Raw genomic sequence first — 15,365 nt, forward strand, 5'->3', positions numbered from 1 at the left:
CCCAAATTAAATTTTAGGTCGTATTCAAAGGATGCCATTTCGGTAGCAGAATCCTAAGCTACGGCGCACACTCAAATTGACATAAGTCTTTTAATCCATTTTAATTTGGACTTCGAGTAGGGAGGATATTTAATTGAGGGCTCTCCCCAAGTGGTTCGCTTAAGTATTGATTTTTCATGGGAAAAAGTGAGAAAGCCCTTTTCTCCATGGTAACTGCCCATTCCTGAAGAGCCCACTCCGCCAAAGGGTAAACTCGGATTGGTGAGATGCATAACGACATCGTTTATGCAGCCCCCACCAAAGGAAAGCTGAGTTAAAAAGGCCTCTTTTTCCACATTTCGATTTGAGAAAAGATAGGCCGCTAGAGGTTTTTCGTCGTGAAGTACGCTCTGAAGAGCCTGTGAAAAAGAGCTGTATGAGAGGATCGGTAAAATAGGTCCAAATATTTCTTCTTGCATTAACGGACTCTCCCTAGTGACGCCGCGAATGACGGTAGGTTCAAAATAAAGGGTTTCTTTATTTCGATTGCCCCCATAATAGGGATCCTCTCCCTCTAAGAGGCCTTCCAGCCTTTCGAAATGAGAAGGGGTGACGATCTTCGCGTAATGCGTACTTTGGGCTTCGTATCGAAACTTCTTAAGGTAATGTGTCACGTGCGACAAAAACTCGGATTCAATTGCAGAGTCTATTAATACATAATCCGGTGCCACGCAGGTTTGTCCCGCATTTAGAAATTTTCCCCACACGATTCTTTTGGCTGCTGTTTTTAGATCGGCAGAACGCGTAACGATCGCAGGAGACTTCCCTCCAAGTTCGAGAGTGACAGGGGTCAAATGTTTCGCGGCAGCTTCGTAAACGATTTTCCCGACTTTGGTGCTTCCTGTGAAAAAGATCTTATCCCATTTGTATTTTAGTAGTTCACTTGCAACTTCTTGTCCTCCCTTTGCGCAGTAAAAGGAATGAGATGAAAATGTGGAGTTGATTAGACTAGTGAGGAGTGCCATCGTGTGAGGTGCATGTTCACTCGGTTTTAGAATCACCGTATTCCCAGCCGCAAGGGCAGCGATTGCAGGGCATAAGGAGAGTTGAAGCGGATAGTTCCATGGAGCCATGACCAAAACTGAGCCTAAAGGCTCTAGATAGATGCGGCTTTGTCCTGGAAGGTTTGCAAGGTTGGTTCTTACTCTCTTAGGCTGAGATAAAGAACGGAGATTCTTCAAATAGTAACCCAGTTCACTATAAACCATAGAAAGTTCGGTTGCATACGTGTCGAATCGGGACTTACCCAAATCTTTCTCAAGCGCTTCATAGAGTAGATTTTCATTTTTCTTGAGCGTAGAATTGAGAAGTTCTAATTGAATTCTTCTGAATTTTAAATCTTTGGTCTTATGCGACTGAAAAAAGGTTCTCTGGGTAGAGATTATATCTTGAAAGTTCATTATATTTAATTGCTTATTTGTAAAATTAGCACTTTTTAAATTCATTAAAGGAAACTTAGAAAAAGGAATTTATATGAACTTTCAACATAAAACCGTCCTGATTACGGGAGGTGCCTCTGGCATCGGAAAAATTATGGCTAGAAAAAGCCTTGAAAGGGGCTGTAAATCCCTTTTGCTATGGGATCTAAACCTGGAGGCCCTTGAGGCGGTTTCGCAAGAATTTGAAAGTCTAGGCGGAAGCGTGGATATCTATAGGGTAGATGTTTCTAAAAGCGAGGAAATTACGCAGGCAGCAAAGCAGGTTTTTGAAAAGCACGGCGCAGTGGACGTTTTGATTAACAATGCAGGCGTTGTTTTTAAAGGCTATTTTCATGAAAACTCGGGTTTTCAGATTGAGCAGTCCCTTCGGGTTAATTCCACCGGCCCTATGCTAATTGCGAAAGAGTTTCTAGGACCGATGATGGCTAAGAACAGCGGCTCCATCTGTAATATTGCCTCTTCGGCAGGACTGATTTCAAATCCGAAAATGGCGGTCTATGCGGCCTCTAAGTGGGCGTTAACCGGCTGGAGTGACAGTCTTCGTCTGGAGATGGAGGAGCTCAAAAAAGAGGTGCATGTCACAACCGTTATGCCCTTTTTCATAAATACGGGAATGTTTGACGGCGTAAAATCGAAGCTACTTCCGATTTTGGATCCGGAAAAAACCTCCGAAAAAATTATGAGAGCCATTGAAAAGCATTCCGGATTACTAGCACTCCCGCTTCCTTATTGGTTCATAAGGCTTACGCAAGGGATTTTACCTGCTAAAGTATACCAATGGGTTATGCGTGATGTATTTGGGATTTACGACACCATGAATGAATTCAAAGGACGTACTCCAAAATAATGCTTACCATTTTCGCCGTTTTACATAAATGTATGTGACAATCACAATGGTGGCCATGACAAGTAGCACCCCAATGTACCCGTACGGGCTACTTAGCTCGGGCATGTGTTGAAAATTCATTCCGTAAAGTCCCACGATAAAGCTAAGGGGTAAAAAGTACATAGAATAGATGGCAAGAACCTTCATCACATAGTTGGCTTTCTGGTCCGAAATGGCCAAGAACAGGGAAATCAAATTTGTGATTTGAGAGAGCATATGCTCATAATCGGTCATGACATCAACGTATTTATCATGTAGGTCGGTCGATTGTGTACTGGACAGCTCAAGATGCGCAAACTTTTCAACCCACTGAGAGGAATTGTTAAGGATACGGATCGAGAGTCCGATTTTTCTCTTTAGTTTGTAGAGTCCTCGAAGTTGGTTGGCTCGGTCCCCTTTCTTCAAAAAGATTTGCTCCTCTTTTTTGTTTAAGATTTCAAAAATATCCTGAGATTCTTGATCAAAGGTTTGAATGACTTCTAGAGCAATCCTAAGGAGAATATCCTCCGCGCGGAGGGGGTTCTTTTTGGAGTGCAGATGCTCTTTTGCTTTTTGTATGCTTGTGTTGGGAAGTCGGTGAACCGTAATGATTTTCGAACCCATTAAAAAAACACCAATTTTTGTCGAGATGTCGCTTATCGCATTGTGCGCACCTTGGGTTGAACCTGTGCTTTCCCGAACAAGGAAGAATTCGAGATTTTCGTCTTTTTCGTATTTCGGTAGGTGATTGGGATCGACGACGTCTTCTAAGAGAAGTCGTCCAATCTTATGTTCCTTGTGGAGATTTTCTAAGTCCTCTGCACTCGGTTTTTCCAGATCTAGCCATTGGCACTGGTCATTTTGATAAAGGGTTTCTAAGGGCATCTTAAAGGGGAATAGGTTGGAGGTGCTGCAAGTTTAGATAACGAATTTAGTACAAATTTTAACATAAGAGATTGCAATGTGTAAATTTATACTGTCTTTTTTCGAACTTGAGCGATTCCCTCGCAATGCGTTTACCCGTCGCCCACGCTTTGCACGTCGTGAAAATTCATAAGAAAGAGTTGAAAAAAAACCCATTCTCACTCTTTTTCTTATATTTACTGTAATTTGTAAGGGGTCTTAAGAATCAACTTACTTACTTAGAAAAAGAAAGAAAAGCAAAACGATAAACGAATACGAATTATGATAAGAAGTATCATCAAAGGGACTGGATACTATGTTCCCGAGAATGTCGTTACGAATGACGATTTGTCAAAGTTAATGACCACAAACGATGAATGGATCACAGAGAGAACTGGGATTAAACAGCGTCATCACCGAAAGGAGCGTAACGATGCCGAAGAAACGACTTCCTATTTAGGGCTAAAAGCAAGTCAAATGGCCTTAGAGAATGCAAAATTAGAGGCGAAAGACCTTGATTTCATCGTTTTTGCAACGCTCTCACCGGATTATTTTTTTCCAGGATGTGGAGTCTTGCTGCAAGAACAACTAGGCTGTGCTACCATCGGTGCACTCGATGTTAGAAACCAATGCTCAGGCTTTGTTTACGCATTAAGTGTTGCAAATGCTTTTATTAAATCAGGTACGTACAAAAACATTTTGGTGGTAGGAGCAGAGGTGCATTCCTTTGGACTTGATTTTTCCGACGAGGGTCGAGGGGTTTCGGTCATCTTTGGTGACGGTGCGGGAGCCGTGGTTCTTTCTCGTGCTAGTGAAGACGAGAAAGGAGACATTCTCTCCTTCAACATGCACTCTGAGGGGAAATATGCCGAGGAGCTGTGCACGAAATTTCCAGGATCTAAGTACGGATGGAGCGATCGAATGAGACTTGAGCCAGAGGCGGTTACAAGCACTGAAATATATCCCTACATGAATGGAAATTTCGTATTCAAGCATGCCGTCACAAGGTTCCCTGAAACGATGCTGGAAGCCCTTGCTGAGGCAGGTAAAACGGTAGAGGATCTAGATGTATTCATCCCGCATCAAGCGAATTTAAGAATTGCGCAGTTTGTTCAAAAGAAATTGGGTTTAAAAGACGATCAGGTTTACAACAATATTGAGCGATTTGGAAATACCACTGCCGCTTCAATCCCTTTAGCGTTTGCAGAGGCTGTGGAAAAAGGAAAGGTAAACAGGGGAGACCTTGTGCTACTTTCTGCTTTTGGAAGTGGCTTCACATGGGGAAGTGTCTTGTTTGAATATTAGAAGAAAATACAATTTAAAAAAAGACTACTTGATTCATTTTCAAGTAGTCTTTTTTGTATAGACGTGTCTATTTGAAGAATTACTTTTTCATTAGTTTGTATTGCGGGTTGAAGGTTCGATCCCCAACTTGGGTTACTTGAAATAGGTGTCCTTCCGCGACAAAGTACACAGAGGGAGTAGGCGTATTGTCCTTTTCGTTTGCCTTGAGGCTAATGTAGGACCCGTCTTTACTAAACTGAAATGTGCCTTCTTCCTTAAATTCTGCCCCATCCTTTGGATCTGCCCCTTCATACACTTGATTTAAGGTGTACTTACCGTCCATATTTAAAGTAAGAGTCGTTTCAATTCCGCTACAAGAAGCGCACGGAAGTGTGCCTTTATAGGTGCCTTGCCAATCTAAAGAGTTCTGCGTGGTATCTCCAGTAGGAATCTCTTGTGCACTTGTGGAATCCTCTAGCGAGGCTATGGTAATGGTATCCGCTGGGTTTGTAGTCGTCTCGGTTTGTTTTTTCTGGCAAGAACCTTGAAAGAGTAAGAATGCTGCAGAAAGTATAATCGGTTTTTTCATCTTGTTTATTTGAAGGTATAGATTCAAAAATTGTGCTAAAGGCCTTGTGCGGGTGCTTTTATTTGCATTTTAAAAGCGCAGTGCATTTCCCGTGTTCTTGCTATTTTGCTTATTCAGTCTTGCAAGAAGTGGGTAAAACAAAAGACCCCGCTTTGCGCGAGGTCTTTCTAAGAATTAATTCTTCTTTGGCTTAGCCTAAGAAAGGGTATTTGTAGTCTTTTGGAGAAACAAAGGTTTCTTTGATTGAACGAACAGAAACCCAACGAAGAAGGTTCATTTTAGATCCTGCTTTGTCATTGGTTCCTGAGGCTCTAGCCCCTCCAAAAGGTTGTTGTCCTACAACGGCACCCGTAGGTTTGTCGTTAATATAGAAGTTACCGGATGCATTTTCAAGTGCAGTGTATGCCTCTGCAATCGCGTAACGGTCTTGAGCGAAAATGGACCCAGTTAGAGAGTAAGGAGAGGTTTGATCTACTAACTCTAAGGTTTCATCCCAAGCTTTGTCTTCGTATACATAAACCGTAAGAATAGGGCCAAAGATTTCTTCGCAGATACTTTCGTACTGAGGATTGGTGGTTTCGATCACGGTAGGTTCTACAAACCATCCTTTCTTACCATCGCATTTCCCTCCGAAAATAACTTTTGAATCTTTTGATTTTTTAGCTCTCTCAATATACCCTTCACATTTGTCAAAGGATTTTTTATCAATCACTGCATTGACAAAGTTCGATGGATCTTCTGGAGATCCCACTTTGATAGTCTTTAATTGAGCGTCCATTACTTTTTTCACGTCTTTCCACAAAGATTTAGGAAGGTACGCTCGTGAAGCAGCTGAACATTTTTGACCTTGGTATTCGAAAGCACCTCTTACAAGGGCTGTTGCCACGGCTTCTACATTGGCAGAAGGGTGAACCATTACAAAGTCTTTCCCTCCGGTTTCTCCTACGATTCTAGGGTAGGTTTTGTATTGGTGGATGTTTTCCCCAATCATTTTCCACATGCTTTGGAAAACAGGCGTGGATCCAGTGAAATGAAGTCCAGCAAAGTCTGGGTGAGAAAGAACGCGTTTAGCGGTATCTGCTCCGTCTGCAAAGACCATGTTGATTACTCCAGCAGGTAGACCAGCTTCCGTAAGCACCTCCATAATTACTTTTGCAGAATAGATTTGCATGTTGGAAGGTTTCCAGACCACTACATTTCCCATTAGAGCCATACAGGTTGGAAGGTTCCCAGCGATAGCAGTAAAGTTAAAAGGAGTAATTGCAAAACAAAATCCTTCCAACGGTCTGTATTCAGAACGGTTCCAAATTCCTTCGTCAGAAACAGGCTGTTCGCTGTAGAGTTCAGTCATGAATTCTACGTTGAAACGTAGGAAGTCAATAAATTCACAAGCCGCATCAATTTCCGCTTGGTGTACGTTTTTACCTTGACCAATCATGGTCGCTGCATTCAATTTATCGCGGTAAGGTCCTGCAAGTAAATCGGCTGCTTTTAAGAAGATCGCTGCGCGGTGTTCCCACCCTAGAGCATTCCATTTTTCTTTCGCATCAAGAGCTGCTTTAATGGCACTGTCTACATGCTTCATGTTCCCCTCATAGTAGAATCCAAGATTGTGCTTATGGTCTTGAGGAGAAGAGATTTTTACCTCGGTTTTGGTAGTCACTTCTTTTCCACCAATAATCATTGGAATTGCCACTTTTTCTTTCCACATTTTTTTGTAGGTAGCAATGAGTGATTTTACTTCCGGAGAACCCGGTTCGTAAGTTCTTACCGGTTCATTCACTGCGAATGGCACCTGAGAAATAGCTTTAGACATATTTTTATTGATTTTTAGATTAAAATTTGAGTATGTACAAAGTTAAGGGATTTAAGTGGAAAGACAAAGTTTCTACGGATGAGAAACGCCGTGAATGGCCTTGCTTTTTTATATCCCGTGCGGGGTAAAACAAAAAAATCCGCCTAGTTTAAAAACCAGACGGACCTATAGAAAATTTAAATTTAGTCAAGACCTCCTTTGCGGGTAGGTTCTGATACTTTTGGCCATTCCATTTGTTTCCCAGTTCTAGGGTTCACTGGAAGGTTGATTTTTTGGTTGGAAGACTTTTCAGGATCCTCGCTTGCCATGTAAGTCAAAATTGCGATTAGAGCGACGTTGTTTTTGATGTCGTCAAATACGATCTTGTCGTACGTGTCTCTTTGCGTATGCCAAGTGTAACTTCCATACGCCCAGTTAAGAGATCCTAGCATAAAAGCAGGGGCGCCAGCCGCTACGAAAGAAGCGTGGTCACTTCCTCCGCCGCCGGGAGTTCCTGGGAAGGTAAAGTTAATGTCTCGGGTCAATTTGGAAGGCGCTGCACTAAACCAACGTCCTAAATAATCGTAAGCATTTAAGAAACCTTGTCCACTTACGTTTTGAACTCTTCCCGTTCCGTTGTCTTGGTTGAACACCGCTTGGATACCGTCCATTTTGTCTTTGTGCATCGATACATAGCCTCTTGATCCATTAAGGCCTTGTTCTTCACTTCCCCATAATCCTACGATAATGGTACGTTTTGGGTTCGGGTAGTATTTTTTAAGAATACGGGCTACCTCCATCATAGTAATGGTACCCGTACCGTTGTCGGTCGCTCCAGTTCCTCCGTCCCAAGAGTCAAAATGGGCAGAAAGAATCACATATTCATTTGGTTTTTCACTTCCTTTAATTTCAGCCACGGTGTTGAATGTCGGTGCCATTCCGTGGTCTTTGCTTGAAGTTACGATGTTAAGTTTTGGAGTAATCCCATTTTGAAGCATACGGTAAAGTTGTCCGTAATCTTCTAAAGAGACGTCTACTACAGGGATTTTTTTCGTTCCTGCTGAGAATATTTTATTCACCCCAAATCCGCGGCTCCAATTGCTCCACACAAGACCTGCAGCACCAGCCTCTTCAAAAGGCTTGTTAAGACTTCTCCATGAGAGTCCTAAAACCGCAAGACTTTCGTTCCATGCTTTGCTTTCTGCGCGAGTTCTTTCTTGGTAAGCCTTGTAAGATTCTTCGGTTGCAAATTCTTTCCAATTGTAATCGGGTCTACCGCTTGATTGGTATTGAGATACCATCACAAGTTTTCCTTTTACTTGGGGAAGCCATTTTTCGAATTCCGCTTTGGTTTTGAATACAGGAAGCATGATGACTTCCGCAGTCACTCCTTTTGAGCTGGTTGCAGGGCTGAAAGCCAGCTGCATAGCTTCTAGAGATTTTGTGTAGGGATACACCATCGTAGCAGAGGAAGTTCCTCTTTCCCATGATTTCCATTCTCCCCACTGCTCATTTTTAGCCTCAATGCCCCAAGTCTTGAACTTGGCTACTGCCCAGTCGTGGGCTTGTTGCATTTTTGGACTTCCCACAAGTCTAGGGCCGATCCCGTCTAGTAACTCAAACGCAAGGGGTTCAAGTTGAGAGTTTTCATAGGTTTCTTTCATGATTTGATCCACCATAGCCTGCTGATTCTGAGCTGCTACGAGGCCTACCGTAAGCGATAGGGAAACCGTCATAATTCGTGTAAAATTCCTCATTAATTAAATTTTTGATGAAGATATTAAAAATATTTGAAATAAAACCCTTACACTGCGCTTGTAGTCGAGCTTTTACGCAATTTGCTTTTTGAATTCATCTCCATGCTTTGTGAAAAAAGGTCTTCTTGAAAAGGATTAAAAAAACTAAATTCCGTAACTTTAACGTTTTAATACTTAAAGAATATGACTTCAAAAGAAAAAGTGGCTTTGCTTCGCAAGGAGATGGAAGCCAAAAATATCGATGCCTTTGTGGTGTTTTCCGCAGATCCACACATGAGCGAATATTTGCCTGAGCAGTGGAAAGAACGTGCATGGCTCACTGGGTTTACAGGATCCGCAGGATTTGCGGTTCTTACTAGAGACAAGGCAGGTGTTTGGACGGACGGACGTTATTTTATCCAAGCCCCTAAGGAGCTGAAAGGATCTGATTTTGAATTGATGAAAATGGGAGCGGATGGAGTTCCCGATTATGTTACGTGGCTTAAACAGGAAGTGAAAGAAGGAGGAGTGGTTGCCACGAACGCCTTTGCAGCCGCCAATAGCAGCTGGGAGGAAATGAGCCAAGGCTTAAAAGACAAAGGAATTACCCTTGTGGACCTTCCTTTGTTAGATGCCGTTTGGACCGAGCGAGGAGAAGAAATCAAAAACCCCGTTTTTGTGCATCCTTTAGAGCGCGCAGGCCAAAGTGTAGAAGATAAATTGAGCGCGATTCGTCAGAAAATGGAAACGCAAAATGCAAATCTGCATGTGATTTCCAGTTTGGACGATGTGGCTTGGACCTTAAACTTAAGAGGAAGTGATGTAGAATGCAATCCTGTTTTCCTAGGATACGTTGTGATTTCTCTAGACTCCGCTTATCTATTTGTAGACGAATCGAAAGTGGATCAGGAAGTAAGAAACCACCTGCAAGCAGCTTCAGTAGAGATTAAACCTTACGAAGAATTTTATCCGTACTTAAAGTCACAAAAAGGGAAATCGGTTTTGGTTTCTCCAAACAGCAACCAAGCTATTTTTGTGGCCTTAGAAGGAAATGAAATCCTTAAAGCTCCAGTTCCTGGAAACTTAATGAAGGCCATCAAGAATGAAACCGAACTAGAAGGGTTTAGAACCGTGATGGTTCGAGACGGTGTGGCGATGGTTAAGTTCTTACACTGGCTTACAACGTCTGTAGGAACAGAGGTAATGAGTGAATATTCGATTGCTCAAAAACTACAAGGTTTCCGTAGTGAAGGGGAGAATTTTGTGGGAATTAGTTTTGGAAGTATTGTGGGATACAAAGGCAATGACGCCATTCCACATTATGCACCTTCTGAAACTGCAAGTGAGATTGTAGAGGCCAAAGGAAGTATTTTAGTTGATTCCGGAGGTCAGTACTTAGAAGGAACCACGGACATTACTAGGACATTTCCTTTAGGAGAGGTAAGTGAGCAGTACAAACGAGACAGTACTCTTGTGCTAAAAGGAATGATCCGACTCTCTCGCGTGAAATTCCCAAAAGGAACGAAAGGCGTGCATTTGGATGCCATTGCAAGACTTCCATTATGGATGGAAGGGAAGGAGTACAACCACGGTACCGGACACGGAGTTGGAAGTTTCATGAATGTTCATGAGGGTCCTCAAAACATCCGTAAGGATATGAATTTTCAAGATCTAATTCCAGGAATGGTCGTGTCAAACGAACCGGGACTCTATATTGAGAATGAGTACGGGATTCGTCATGAAAACCTAATTGCAGTGAAGAAATCCGAAACAACCGCCTTTGGAGAGTTTTACGAGTTTGAAACTCTTACGATTTGTCCTTTCTTTACCAGTGCGATTCAAAAAGATCTATTGGCTCAGGAGGAAATTGAGTGGTTAAATGAGTACCATAGATGGGTTTCTAAAAAACTCTCTTCCCATCTAAATGGAGAAGTAAAAGAGTGGTTCCTAGAAATGGTGAAACCGATCTAAGACCTTTTCTCTAAACTATATATAGAAAGTCGCCTATTTTTGGGCGACTTTTTATTTGTGGAAACTTCCAGAGTACTATTAAACGAAAAACCACCAAAGCGTGAAGCTTAGGTGGTTTTTCTATCGTTGTAGTCTGAATTACCTTATTTCTTTTTGTAAGAAGCGTCTTTAATTCTCGCTTTTTTACCTCTAAGATCTCTGAAGTAAAAGATTCTAGCTCTTCTTACTTTACCTCTACGGTCTACTTCAATTTTTTGAAGTGCAGGAAGGTTAAGTGGGAAAACTCTCTCTACTCCAACCTCACCACTCATCTTACGAATGGTAAATGTTTTGGTACCTCCGGTTCCTCTTAATTGAATTACGGTTCCTTTGAAGAACTGAGTTCTTGTTTTAGCACCCTCTCTAATTTCGTAATACACAGTGATGGTGTCACCGGCTTTGAATTCTGGGAATTCTTTTTTTGTAATGTACTTGTCTTGTACGTACTGTAATAAATCCATTTTTTAATAAAAAAAATATGTCAAAGCTAAGCAACATGCACGTCCTTCGTCAGAGGTTGGTTAACAGGTTGCAAAAATACAACAAAATTTTAATTCTGCAACTATTTATTGTGAGTCTACTTATATTTATTCGTTTTAATTTCAATCATGTCCTAAATAAAATTCTTTAATTCAATATTGTAGCATTTTTTTTGAAATAAGGAGTTTGGTTATATACCTTTTCTATTAAGAAAACTTTCTTTCAAACTACGCTTTAAACCCTAGGCAGGATTGTCAACTTTGTTCCTTAATAGCACCGTGTTGAGTGGTTAGTTCCAAAATGGAACGAACCACTTTTCGGTCACTACAGTGGTATTTTCTTGTTCAACATAGCTACTTACAGCAGCGAAGAAAGCCCAAGAGTTGGTACGCTTTATCAATCTATCGTCAGTACATGGGCTATGGAGGGAGTAAATTACAAGATGACGGCAAATGCCATTTGCCCTGGGTATGCATAAACTCCTTAAGTGGAAGGGCAGATAAAAGACCAAGTAAAACCCCACGAAATGTCCGAGGCCAAGGTGGTAGAAGAGATCATGCTAAAGAAGCAAGCTGTAAAAAGTTTCGTTCCTATAGAGAAAATTGCAGACTTATGCGTATTTTTAGCAACAGATAACGCAAGTGCAGTTTCCTGATCGGCCTTTACCTTAGATGGCCGCTGGAGTGCACAATAAAAGTAAAGACAATGATTGATAAACGAGTTAACAATGCAAAAGAGGCCACGGCGGATATCCAAAGCGGTATGACCCTCATGCTAGGAGGCTTTGGACTGTGCGGCATTCCAGAGAATAGCATAGCCGCCTTAGTGGAATCGGGTATTAAAGATTTAACCTGCATTTCAAACAATGCTGGGGTTGATGATTTTGGATTAGGCTTACTGCTGCAGAAAAAACAAATTAAAAAGATGATAGCCTCCTATGTAGGAGAAAACGCAGAGTTTGAGCGTCAGATGCTAAGTGGAGAATTGGATGTAGAACTCACTCCACAGGGAACTCTTGCTGAAAAATGCAGAGCGGCTCAAGCCGGAATTCCTGCCTTTTATACACCTGCCGGCTACGGTACGGAAGTAGCTGAGGGGAAACAGGTCCAAGAGTTTAATGGTAAAATGCATATCTTAGAGCATGCGTTTGAAGCGGATTTTTCCATTGTGAAAGCTTGGAAAGGAGACCATGCAGGAAACCTTATCTTTAAAGGAACCGCTCGTAATTTTAATTTTCCAATGGCCGGTGCCGGGAAGATTACCATTGCCGAAGTGGAAGAGCTTGTGGAGCCTGGTGAACTAGATCCCAATGAGATTCACATTCCAGGAATTATGGTTCAAAGGATCTTCCAAGGAGCTCAATTTGAGAAAAGAATCGAACAACGTACCACCCGAAAAGATTAGGTCTAATGCTTACAAAAGAACAAATTGCACAACGAATCTCGAAAGAGGTAGAAGATAGATACTATGTCAACCTAGGCATTGGAATTCCAACCCTAGTGGCAAACTATGTCCCTAAAGATCTGAATGTTGAATTTCAAAGTGAGAATGGAGTCCTAGGAATGGGCCCTTTTCCAAGAGAAGGGGAAGAAGATGCGGATTTAATTAATGCGGGAAAACAGACCATTACTACGCTTCCTGGAGCCTCGTTTTTTGATTCCGCTTTTAGTTTTGGAATGATCCGAAGTCAAAAGGTTGATTTAACAATTTTGGGGGCTATGGAAGTCTCAGAAACGGGGGATATAGCCAATTGGAAAATTCCTGGGAAAATGGTTAAAGGAATGGGAGGTGCCATGGATTTGGTGGCTTCCGCCGAGAACATTATCGTAGCGATGATGCACACTAACAAAGCAGGAGAGAGTAAGGTACTAAAGAATTGTACACTGCCCCTTACCGGCGTAAGATGCGTGAAAAAGATTGTTTCTAACCTAGCAGTGATGGAAGTGACTTCCGAGGGACTTGTGCTCTTAGAAAGAGCTCCTGGGGTGTCAGTGGAGGAAGTGATTGCAGCCACTGAGGCGAAGCTAATCATCAAAGGAGACGTTCCAGAGATGCAGTTCGACTAACTCAAAATAGAAGAAACACAAATCTAGATCATAAAGCTCTGTGAAAGCAGATTAAAAATAGGCCAAGTGAAAACTTGGTCTATTTTATATTTAGGTATTTCCTTAGAAAAGAGAGTGTAAAAAAGCAGCCTAACTTACGGCTCAAAACTCTCAAATTTTCCATTTTCATAGAATAGCACAATTCTTTTAACTCTATTTGGTTCATTATTAGAGGGTTGCGCTTCGTTTTCACGAGGCTTCTCGTCTAATGGCTGAGAATCGTTTAAAAGGGAACCGAGTGAACTAGTAGGCGATTTAGGCGATTCTGGCGCTCTCTCTACTTGAGGGTTTGGAAAGGACGAGGGCAAAATACGGTCTTCAGACTCGGTCACTCCAAAGTTTTCATCATTAATTAAAGCAAATAAATCAGGCATCGATGGGGTTGAAGGGGCCTCAATCTCGCCTTGATCTTGCTCTGGTTTCGTAGGGGCGAGCATCTCGCCTTCGCCCAGTATGAGCCATTCCCATTGGAGTTCCGGGTATTTTTCTCTCACCTTCATTAAGAAGTCGAGTGAGGGTTTGTTTCGTCCCGAGGTAATGTGGGAAATGGAGGAGCGTTGAACTTCCACGGCATCTGCAAATTCAGAAGGAGAAAGCTGAGTGTACTCAATAATTTCAGAAATTCTCTCATTTAAGCTCATAACAATTGCTTTTTTACTAATTACAAATGTAAAACAATCTTTTACAATATTAAAATACAAATGTAATCAGGTGGAGAGATTCACAAGTTACAAAAGTAAAACCAACGCTTAAAGCATTGGTTTTACTATATTTACGTAATCTGTAATTGTAAATTAGTGGCGGAAATTCTCATCATTCTCTGGATCGTACTTAAGTTTACGCTGCTTTTTCTGGTCTGGGAATATCAGAGATGCAAGTATGCTTAACGCTAGAATCGAGACGATAATGATTAAGGAATGGAAGGTTTGGAAGCCCCATTCTTCAAGCGTATGATGAAAGATCATCTTGAGTCCAATAAAGGTTAATAGGAAAGAGAGTCCTACTTTTAAGAATCTGAATTTGTCGATAATTCCAGCTAGAAGGAAGAACATAGATCGAAGTCCTATAATGGCGAATATATTCGAAAAGAACACGATGTACGGGTCGTGGGTTACTGAGAAGATCGCAGGGATACTATCCACAGCGAAGATTAAATCGGTGGCTTCTATGATTAATAGAACCAGGAATAGGGGAGTCATTTTCTTAACTCCATCGATTACGACAAAGAAATTATGCCCTACAAACTGATTGTGAACCTTAAAATACTTGTTGGCGAATTTAACCACAGGGTGCTTTTCAGGGTCGATTTTATCCTCTTGGTCTTTCTCTAAGAACATCTTCACTCCTGTGATCACAAGGAAGGCCCCAAATACGTACATAATCCATCCGAACTTGGCGATAAGCGCTGCTCCGATGAAGATAAAGATGAAACGTAGGACAATAGCTCCTAAGATGCCCCAGAACAAAACACGGTGGTAGTTCTTTTCTGCTACACCAAAGGCGGAGAAAATTAGGATCATCACAAATATATTATCTACAGAAAGGGCGTATTCCACAATGTACCCTGTTAGATACTCTAAGCCTAGGTTTTGATTGTAGAGCTGTAAGGAATGCTCAAAATTGCCCGGAATGATTTTAATGGGATGTTTATGCTTTATAATGACTTCTTGCAATTGTTGCATGGAATCAATGCCGTGGAGTAGGTGACCGTATGTGGTCAATAGAAAATAGAACCCCATAGAAAGAAGCACAACGAAAAAGCTCATAAGACCCGCTTTTTTCATCGTGACGATTCCTTCTGATTTACGACCCATGTTTAGGTCAATGGCTAGAATAAATAAAATGAAGAGAAGAAATCCTCCCAGAAATAAAAGTTCGTTGTTCATAGAATTAATTATAACGGCAAAGATACTGAAAAACTCAGTTTTATAATAATTTACAAATGTACACAGTATCGAAGTACTAAGGGAGTTTACAAGCTTGCACGTTTAAATTAATAACTCCAAAACGGGGAGAATACAAGTTATAAACACTTAAAGTAAATATGAAGTAAGTATTTAATAGAAGAATGTAACTATTTGAAATTAAATAGATTGATAATGTTGAATTGAATTTAATGC

Annotated in this window: 14 protein-coding genes; 6 read left to right on the plus strand and 8 right to left on the minus strand. The window is 41.4% G+C overall.

Going from position 1 to position 15,365, the window contains the following annotated elements:
- Positions 1-71: 71 nt before the first annotated feature.
- Positions 72-1,439 carry an aldehyde dehydrogenase family protein gene (locus ACX3PU_RS05195; RefSeq protein WP_459083861.1) on the minus strand — a complete coding sequence of 456 codons (1,368 nt, stop codon included), beginning with the start codon at positions 1,437-1,439 and terminating at the stop codon, positions 72-74.
- Between the two features lie 73 nt (positions 1,440-1,512).
- Between ACX3PU_RS05195 and ACX3PU_RS05200 the strand changes: the two genes are divergently transcribed.
- On the plus strand, positions 1,513-2,325 hold the full coding sequence (locus tag ACX3PU_RS05200; RefSeq protein WP_459083862.1) for an SDR family oxidoreductase: 813 nt from the start codon (positions 1,513-1,515) through the stop codon (positions 2,323-2,325).
- 3 nt (positions 2,326-2,328) lie between these two features.
- Here the strand turns inward: ACX3PU_RS05200 and ACX3PU_RS05205 are convergent, their stop codons facing one another.
- On the minus strand, positions 2,329-3,228 hold the full coding sequence (locus ACX3PU_RS05205) for a CorA family divalent cation transporter (RefSeq protein WP_459083863.1): 900 nt from the start codon (positions 3,226-3,228) through the stop codon (positions 2,329-2,331).
- A 300-nt stretch (positions 3,229-3,528) separates the two neighbouring features.
- Here ACX3PU_RS05205 and ACX3PU_RS05210 point away from each other — a divergent pair, with 300 nt between their 5' ends.
- Entirely contained in the window at positions 3,529-4,551 is a 1,023-nt protein-coding gene (locus ACX3PU_RS05210) for a 3-oxoacyl-ACP synthase III family protein (RefSeq protein ID WP_459083864.1), read from the plus strand.
- Positions 4,552-4,630: 79 nt separating this feature from the next.
- Here ACX3PU_RS05210 and ACX3PU_RS05215 read toward each other — a convergent pair whose 3' ends face one another.
- The 3 genes from ACX3PU_RS05215 to ACX3PU_RS05225 form a co-directional block, all read right to left on the minus strand.
- A complete protein-coding gene (locus tag ACX3PU_RS05215; protein WP_459083865.1) occupies positions 4,631-5,119 on the minus strand; it encodes a copper resistance protein NlpE in 489 nt (162 codons plus the stop codon).
- Between the two features lie 190 nt (positions 5,120-5,309).
- A complete protein-coding gene (gene pruA, locus ACX3PU_RS05220; protein ID WP_459083866.1) occupies positions 5,310-6,935 on the minus strand; it encodes an L-glutamate gamma-semialdehyde dehydrogenase in 1,626 nt (541 codons plus the stop codon).
- 182 nt (positions 6,936-7,117) lie between these two features.
- A complete protein-coding gene (locus ACX3PU_RS05225) occupies positions 7,118-8,671 on the minus strand; it encodes a M20/M25/M40 family metallo-hydrolase (RefSeq protein WP_459083867.1) in 1,554 nt (517 codons plus the stop codon).
- 183 nt (positions 8,672-8,854) lie between these two features.
- Between ACX3PU_RS05225 and ACX3PU_RS05230 the strand changes: the two genes are divergently transcribed.
- Complete coding sequence (locus tag ACX3PU_RS05230; protein ID WP_459083868.1) at positions 8,855-10,621, plus strand: aminopeptidase P family protein; 1,767 nt, start codon at positions 8,855-8,857, stop codon at positions 10,619-10,621.
- 143 nt (positions 10,622-10,764) lie between these two features.
- Here ACX3PU_RS05230 and rplS read toward each other — a convergent pair whose 3' ends face one another.
- Positions 10,765-11,121, minus strand: a complete 357-nt coding sequence (gene rplS, locus ACX3PU_RS05235; protein ID WP_459083869.1) for a 50S ribosomal protein L19 — start codon at positions 11,119-11,121, stop codon at positions 10,765-10,767.
- A 506-nt stretch (positions 11,122-11,627) separates the two neighbouring features.
- On the opposite strand from rplS, the gene ACX3PU_RS05240 reads away from it, so the two are divergent.
- The 3 genes from ACX3PU_RS05240 to ACX3PU_RS05250 are packed head-to-tail and all read left to right on the plus strand — an operon-like array spanning position 11,628 to position 13,206.
- A complete protein-coding gene (locus ACX3PU_RS05240) occupies positions 11,628-11,795 on the plus strand; it encodes a hypothetical protein (protein ID WP_459083870.1) in 168 nt (55 codons plus the stop codon).
- Between the two features lie 50 nt (positions 11,796-11,845).
- On the plus strand, positions 11,846-12,544 hold the full coding sequence (locus tag ACX3PU_RS05245; RefSeq protein WP_459083871.1) for a CoA transferase subunit A: 699 nt from the start codon (positions 11,846-11,848) through the stop codon (positions 12,542-12,544).
- Positions 12,545-12,549: 5 nt separating this feature from the next.
- Positions 12,550-13,206: a CoA transferase subunit B gene (locus ACX3PU_RS05250; protein WP_459083872.1), complete on the plus strand. Its 657-nt coding sequence runs from the start codon at positions 12,550-12,552 to the stop codon at positions 13,204-13,206.
- Between the two features lie 134 nt (positions 13,207-13,340).
- Here ACX3PU_RS05250 and ACX3PU_RS05255 read toward each other — a convergent pair whose 3' ends face one another.
- Both ACX3PU_RS05255 and ACX3PU_RS05260 read right to left on the minus strand, forming a co-directional pair.
- The gene (locus ACX3PU_RS05255; protein ID WP_459083873.1) at positions 13,341-13,886 is read right to left on the minus strand and encodes a helix-turn-helix domain-containing protein; all 546 of its coding nucleotides are present in this window, start codon (positions 13,884-13,886) and stop codon (positions 13,341-13,343) included.
- 153 nt (positions 13,887-14,039) lie between these two features.
- Positions 14,040-15,131 (minus strand): TerC/Alx family metal homeostasis membrane protein, encoded by a 1,092-nt coding sequence (locus ACX3PU_RS05260; RefSeq protein ID WP_459083874.1) that lies wholly within the window; start codon positions 15,129-15,131, stop codon positions 14,040-14,042.
- Positions 15,132-15,365: the final 234 nt, after the last annotated feature.

This window comes from Chryseobacterium sp. A301, from assembly GCF_054489425.1.

Coding starts and splice junctions, on each gene's coding strand:
- ACX3PU_RS05195 (WP_459083861.1), bottom strand. CDS start 1,439: ATGAACTTTCAAGATATAATCTCTACCCAGAGAACCTTTTTTCAGTCG.
- ACX3PU_RS05200 (WP_459083862.1), top strand. CDS start 1,513: ATGAACTTTCAACATAAAACCGTCCTGATTACGGGAGGTGCCTCTGGC.
- ACX3PU_RS05205 (WP_459083863.1), bottom strand. CDS start 3,228: ATGCCCTTAGAAACCCTTTATCAAAATGACCAGTGCCAATGGCTAGAT.
- ACX3PU_RS05210 (WP_459083864.1), top strand. CDS start 3,529: ATGATAAGAAGTATCATCAAAGGGACTGGATACTATGTTCCCGAGAAT.
- ACX3PU_RS05215 (WP_459083865.1), bottom strand. CDS start 5,119: ATGAAAAAACCGATTATACTTTCTGCAGCATTCTTACTCTTTCAAGGT.
- pruA (WP_459083866.1), bottom strand. CDS start 6,935: ATGTCTAAAGCTATTTCTCAGGTGCCATTCGCAGTGAATGAACCGGTA.
- ACX3PU_RS05225 (WP_459083867.1), bottom strand. CDS start 8,671: ATGAGGAATTTTACACGAATTATGACGGTTTCCCTATCGCTTACGGTA.
- ACX3PU_RS05230 (WP_459083868.1), top strand. CDS start 8,855: ATGACTTCAAAAGAAAAAGTGGCTTTGCTTCGCAAGGAGATGGAAGCC.
- rplS (WP_459083869.1), bottom strand. CDS start 11,121: ATGGATTTATTACAGTACGTACAAGACAAGTACATTACAAAAAAAGAA.
- ACX3PU_RS05245 (WP_459083871.1), top strand. CDS start 11,846: ATGATTGATAAACGAGTTAACAATGCAAAAGAGGCCACGGCGGATATC.
- ACX3PU_RS05250 (WP_459083872.1), top strand. CDS start 12,550: ATGCTTACAAAAGAACAAATTGCACAACGAATCTCGAAAGAGGTAGAA.
- ACX3PU_RS05255 (WP_459083873.1), bottom strand. CDS start 13,886: ATGAGCTTAAATGAGAGAATTTCTGAAATTATTGAGTACACTCAGCTT.
- ACX3PU_RS05260 (WP_459083874.1), bottom strand. CDS start 15,131: ATGAACAACGAACTTTTATTTCTGGGAGGATTTCTTCTCTTCATTTTA.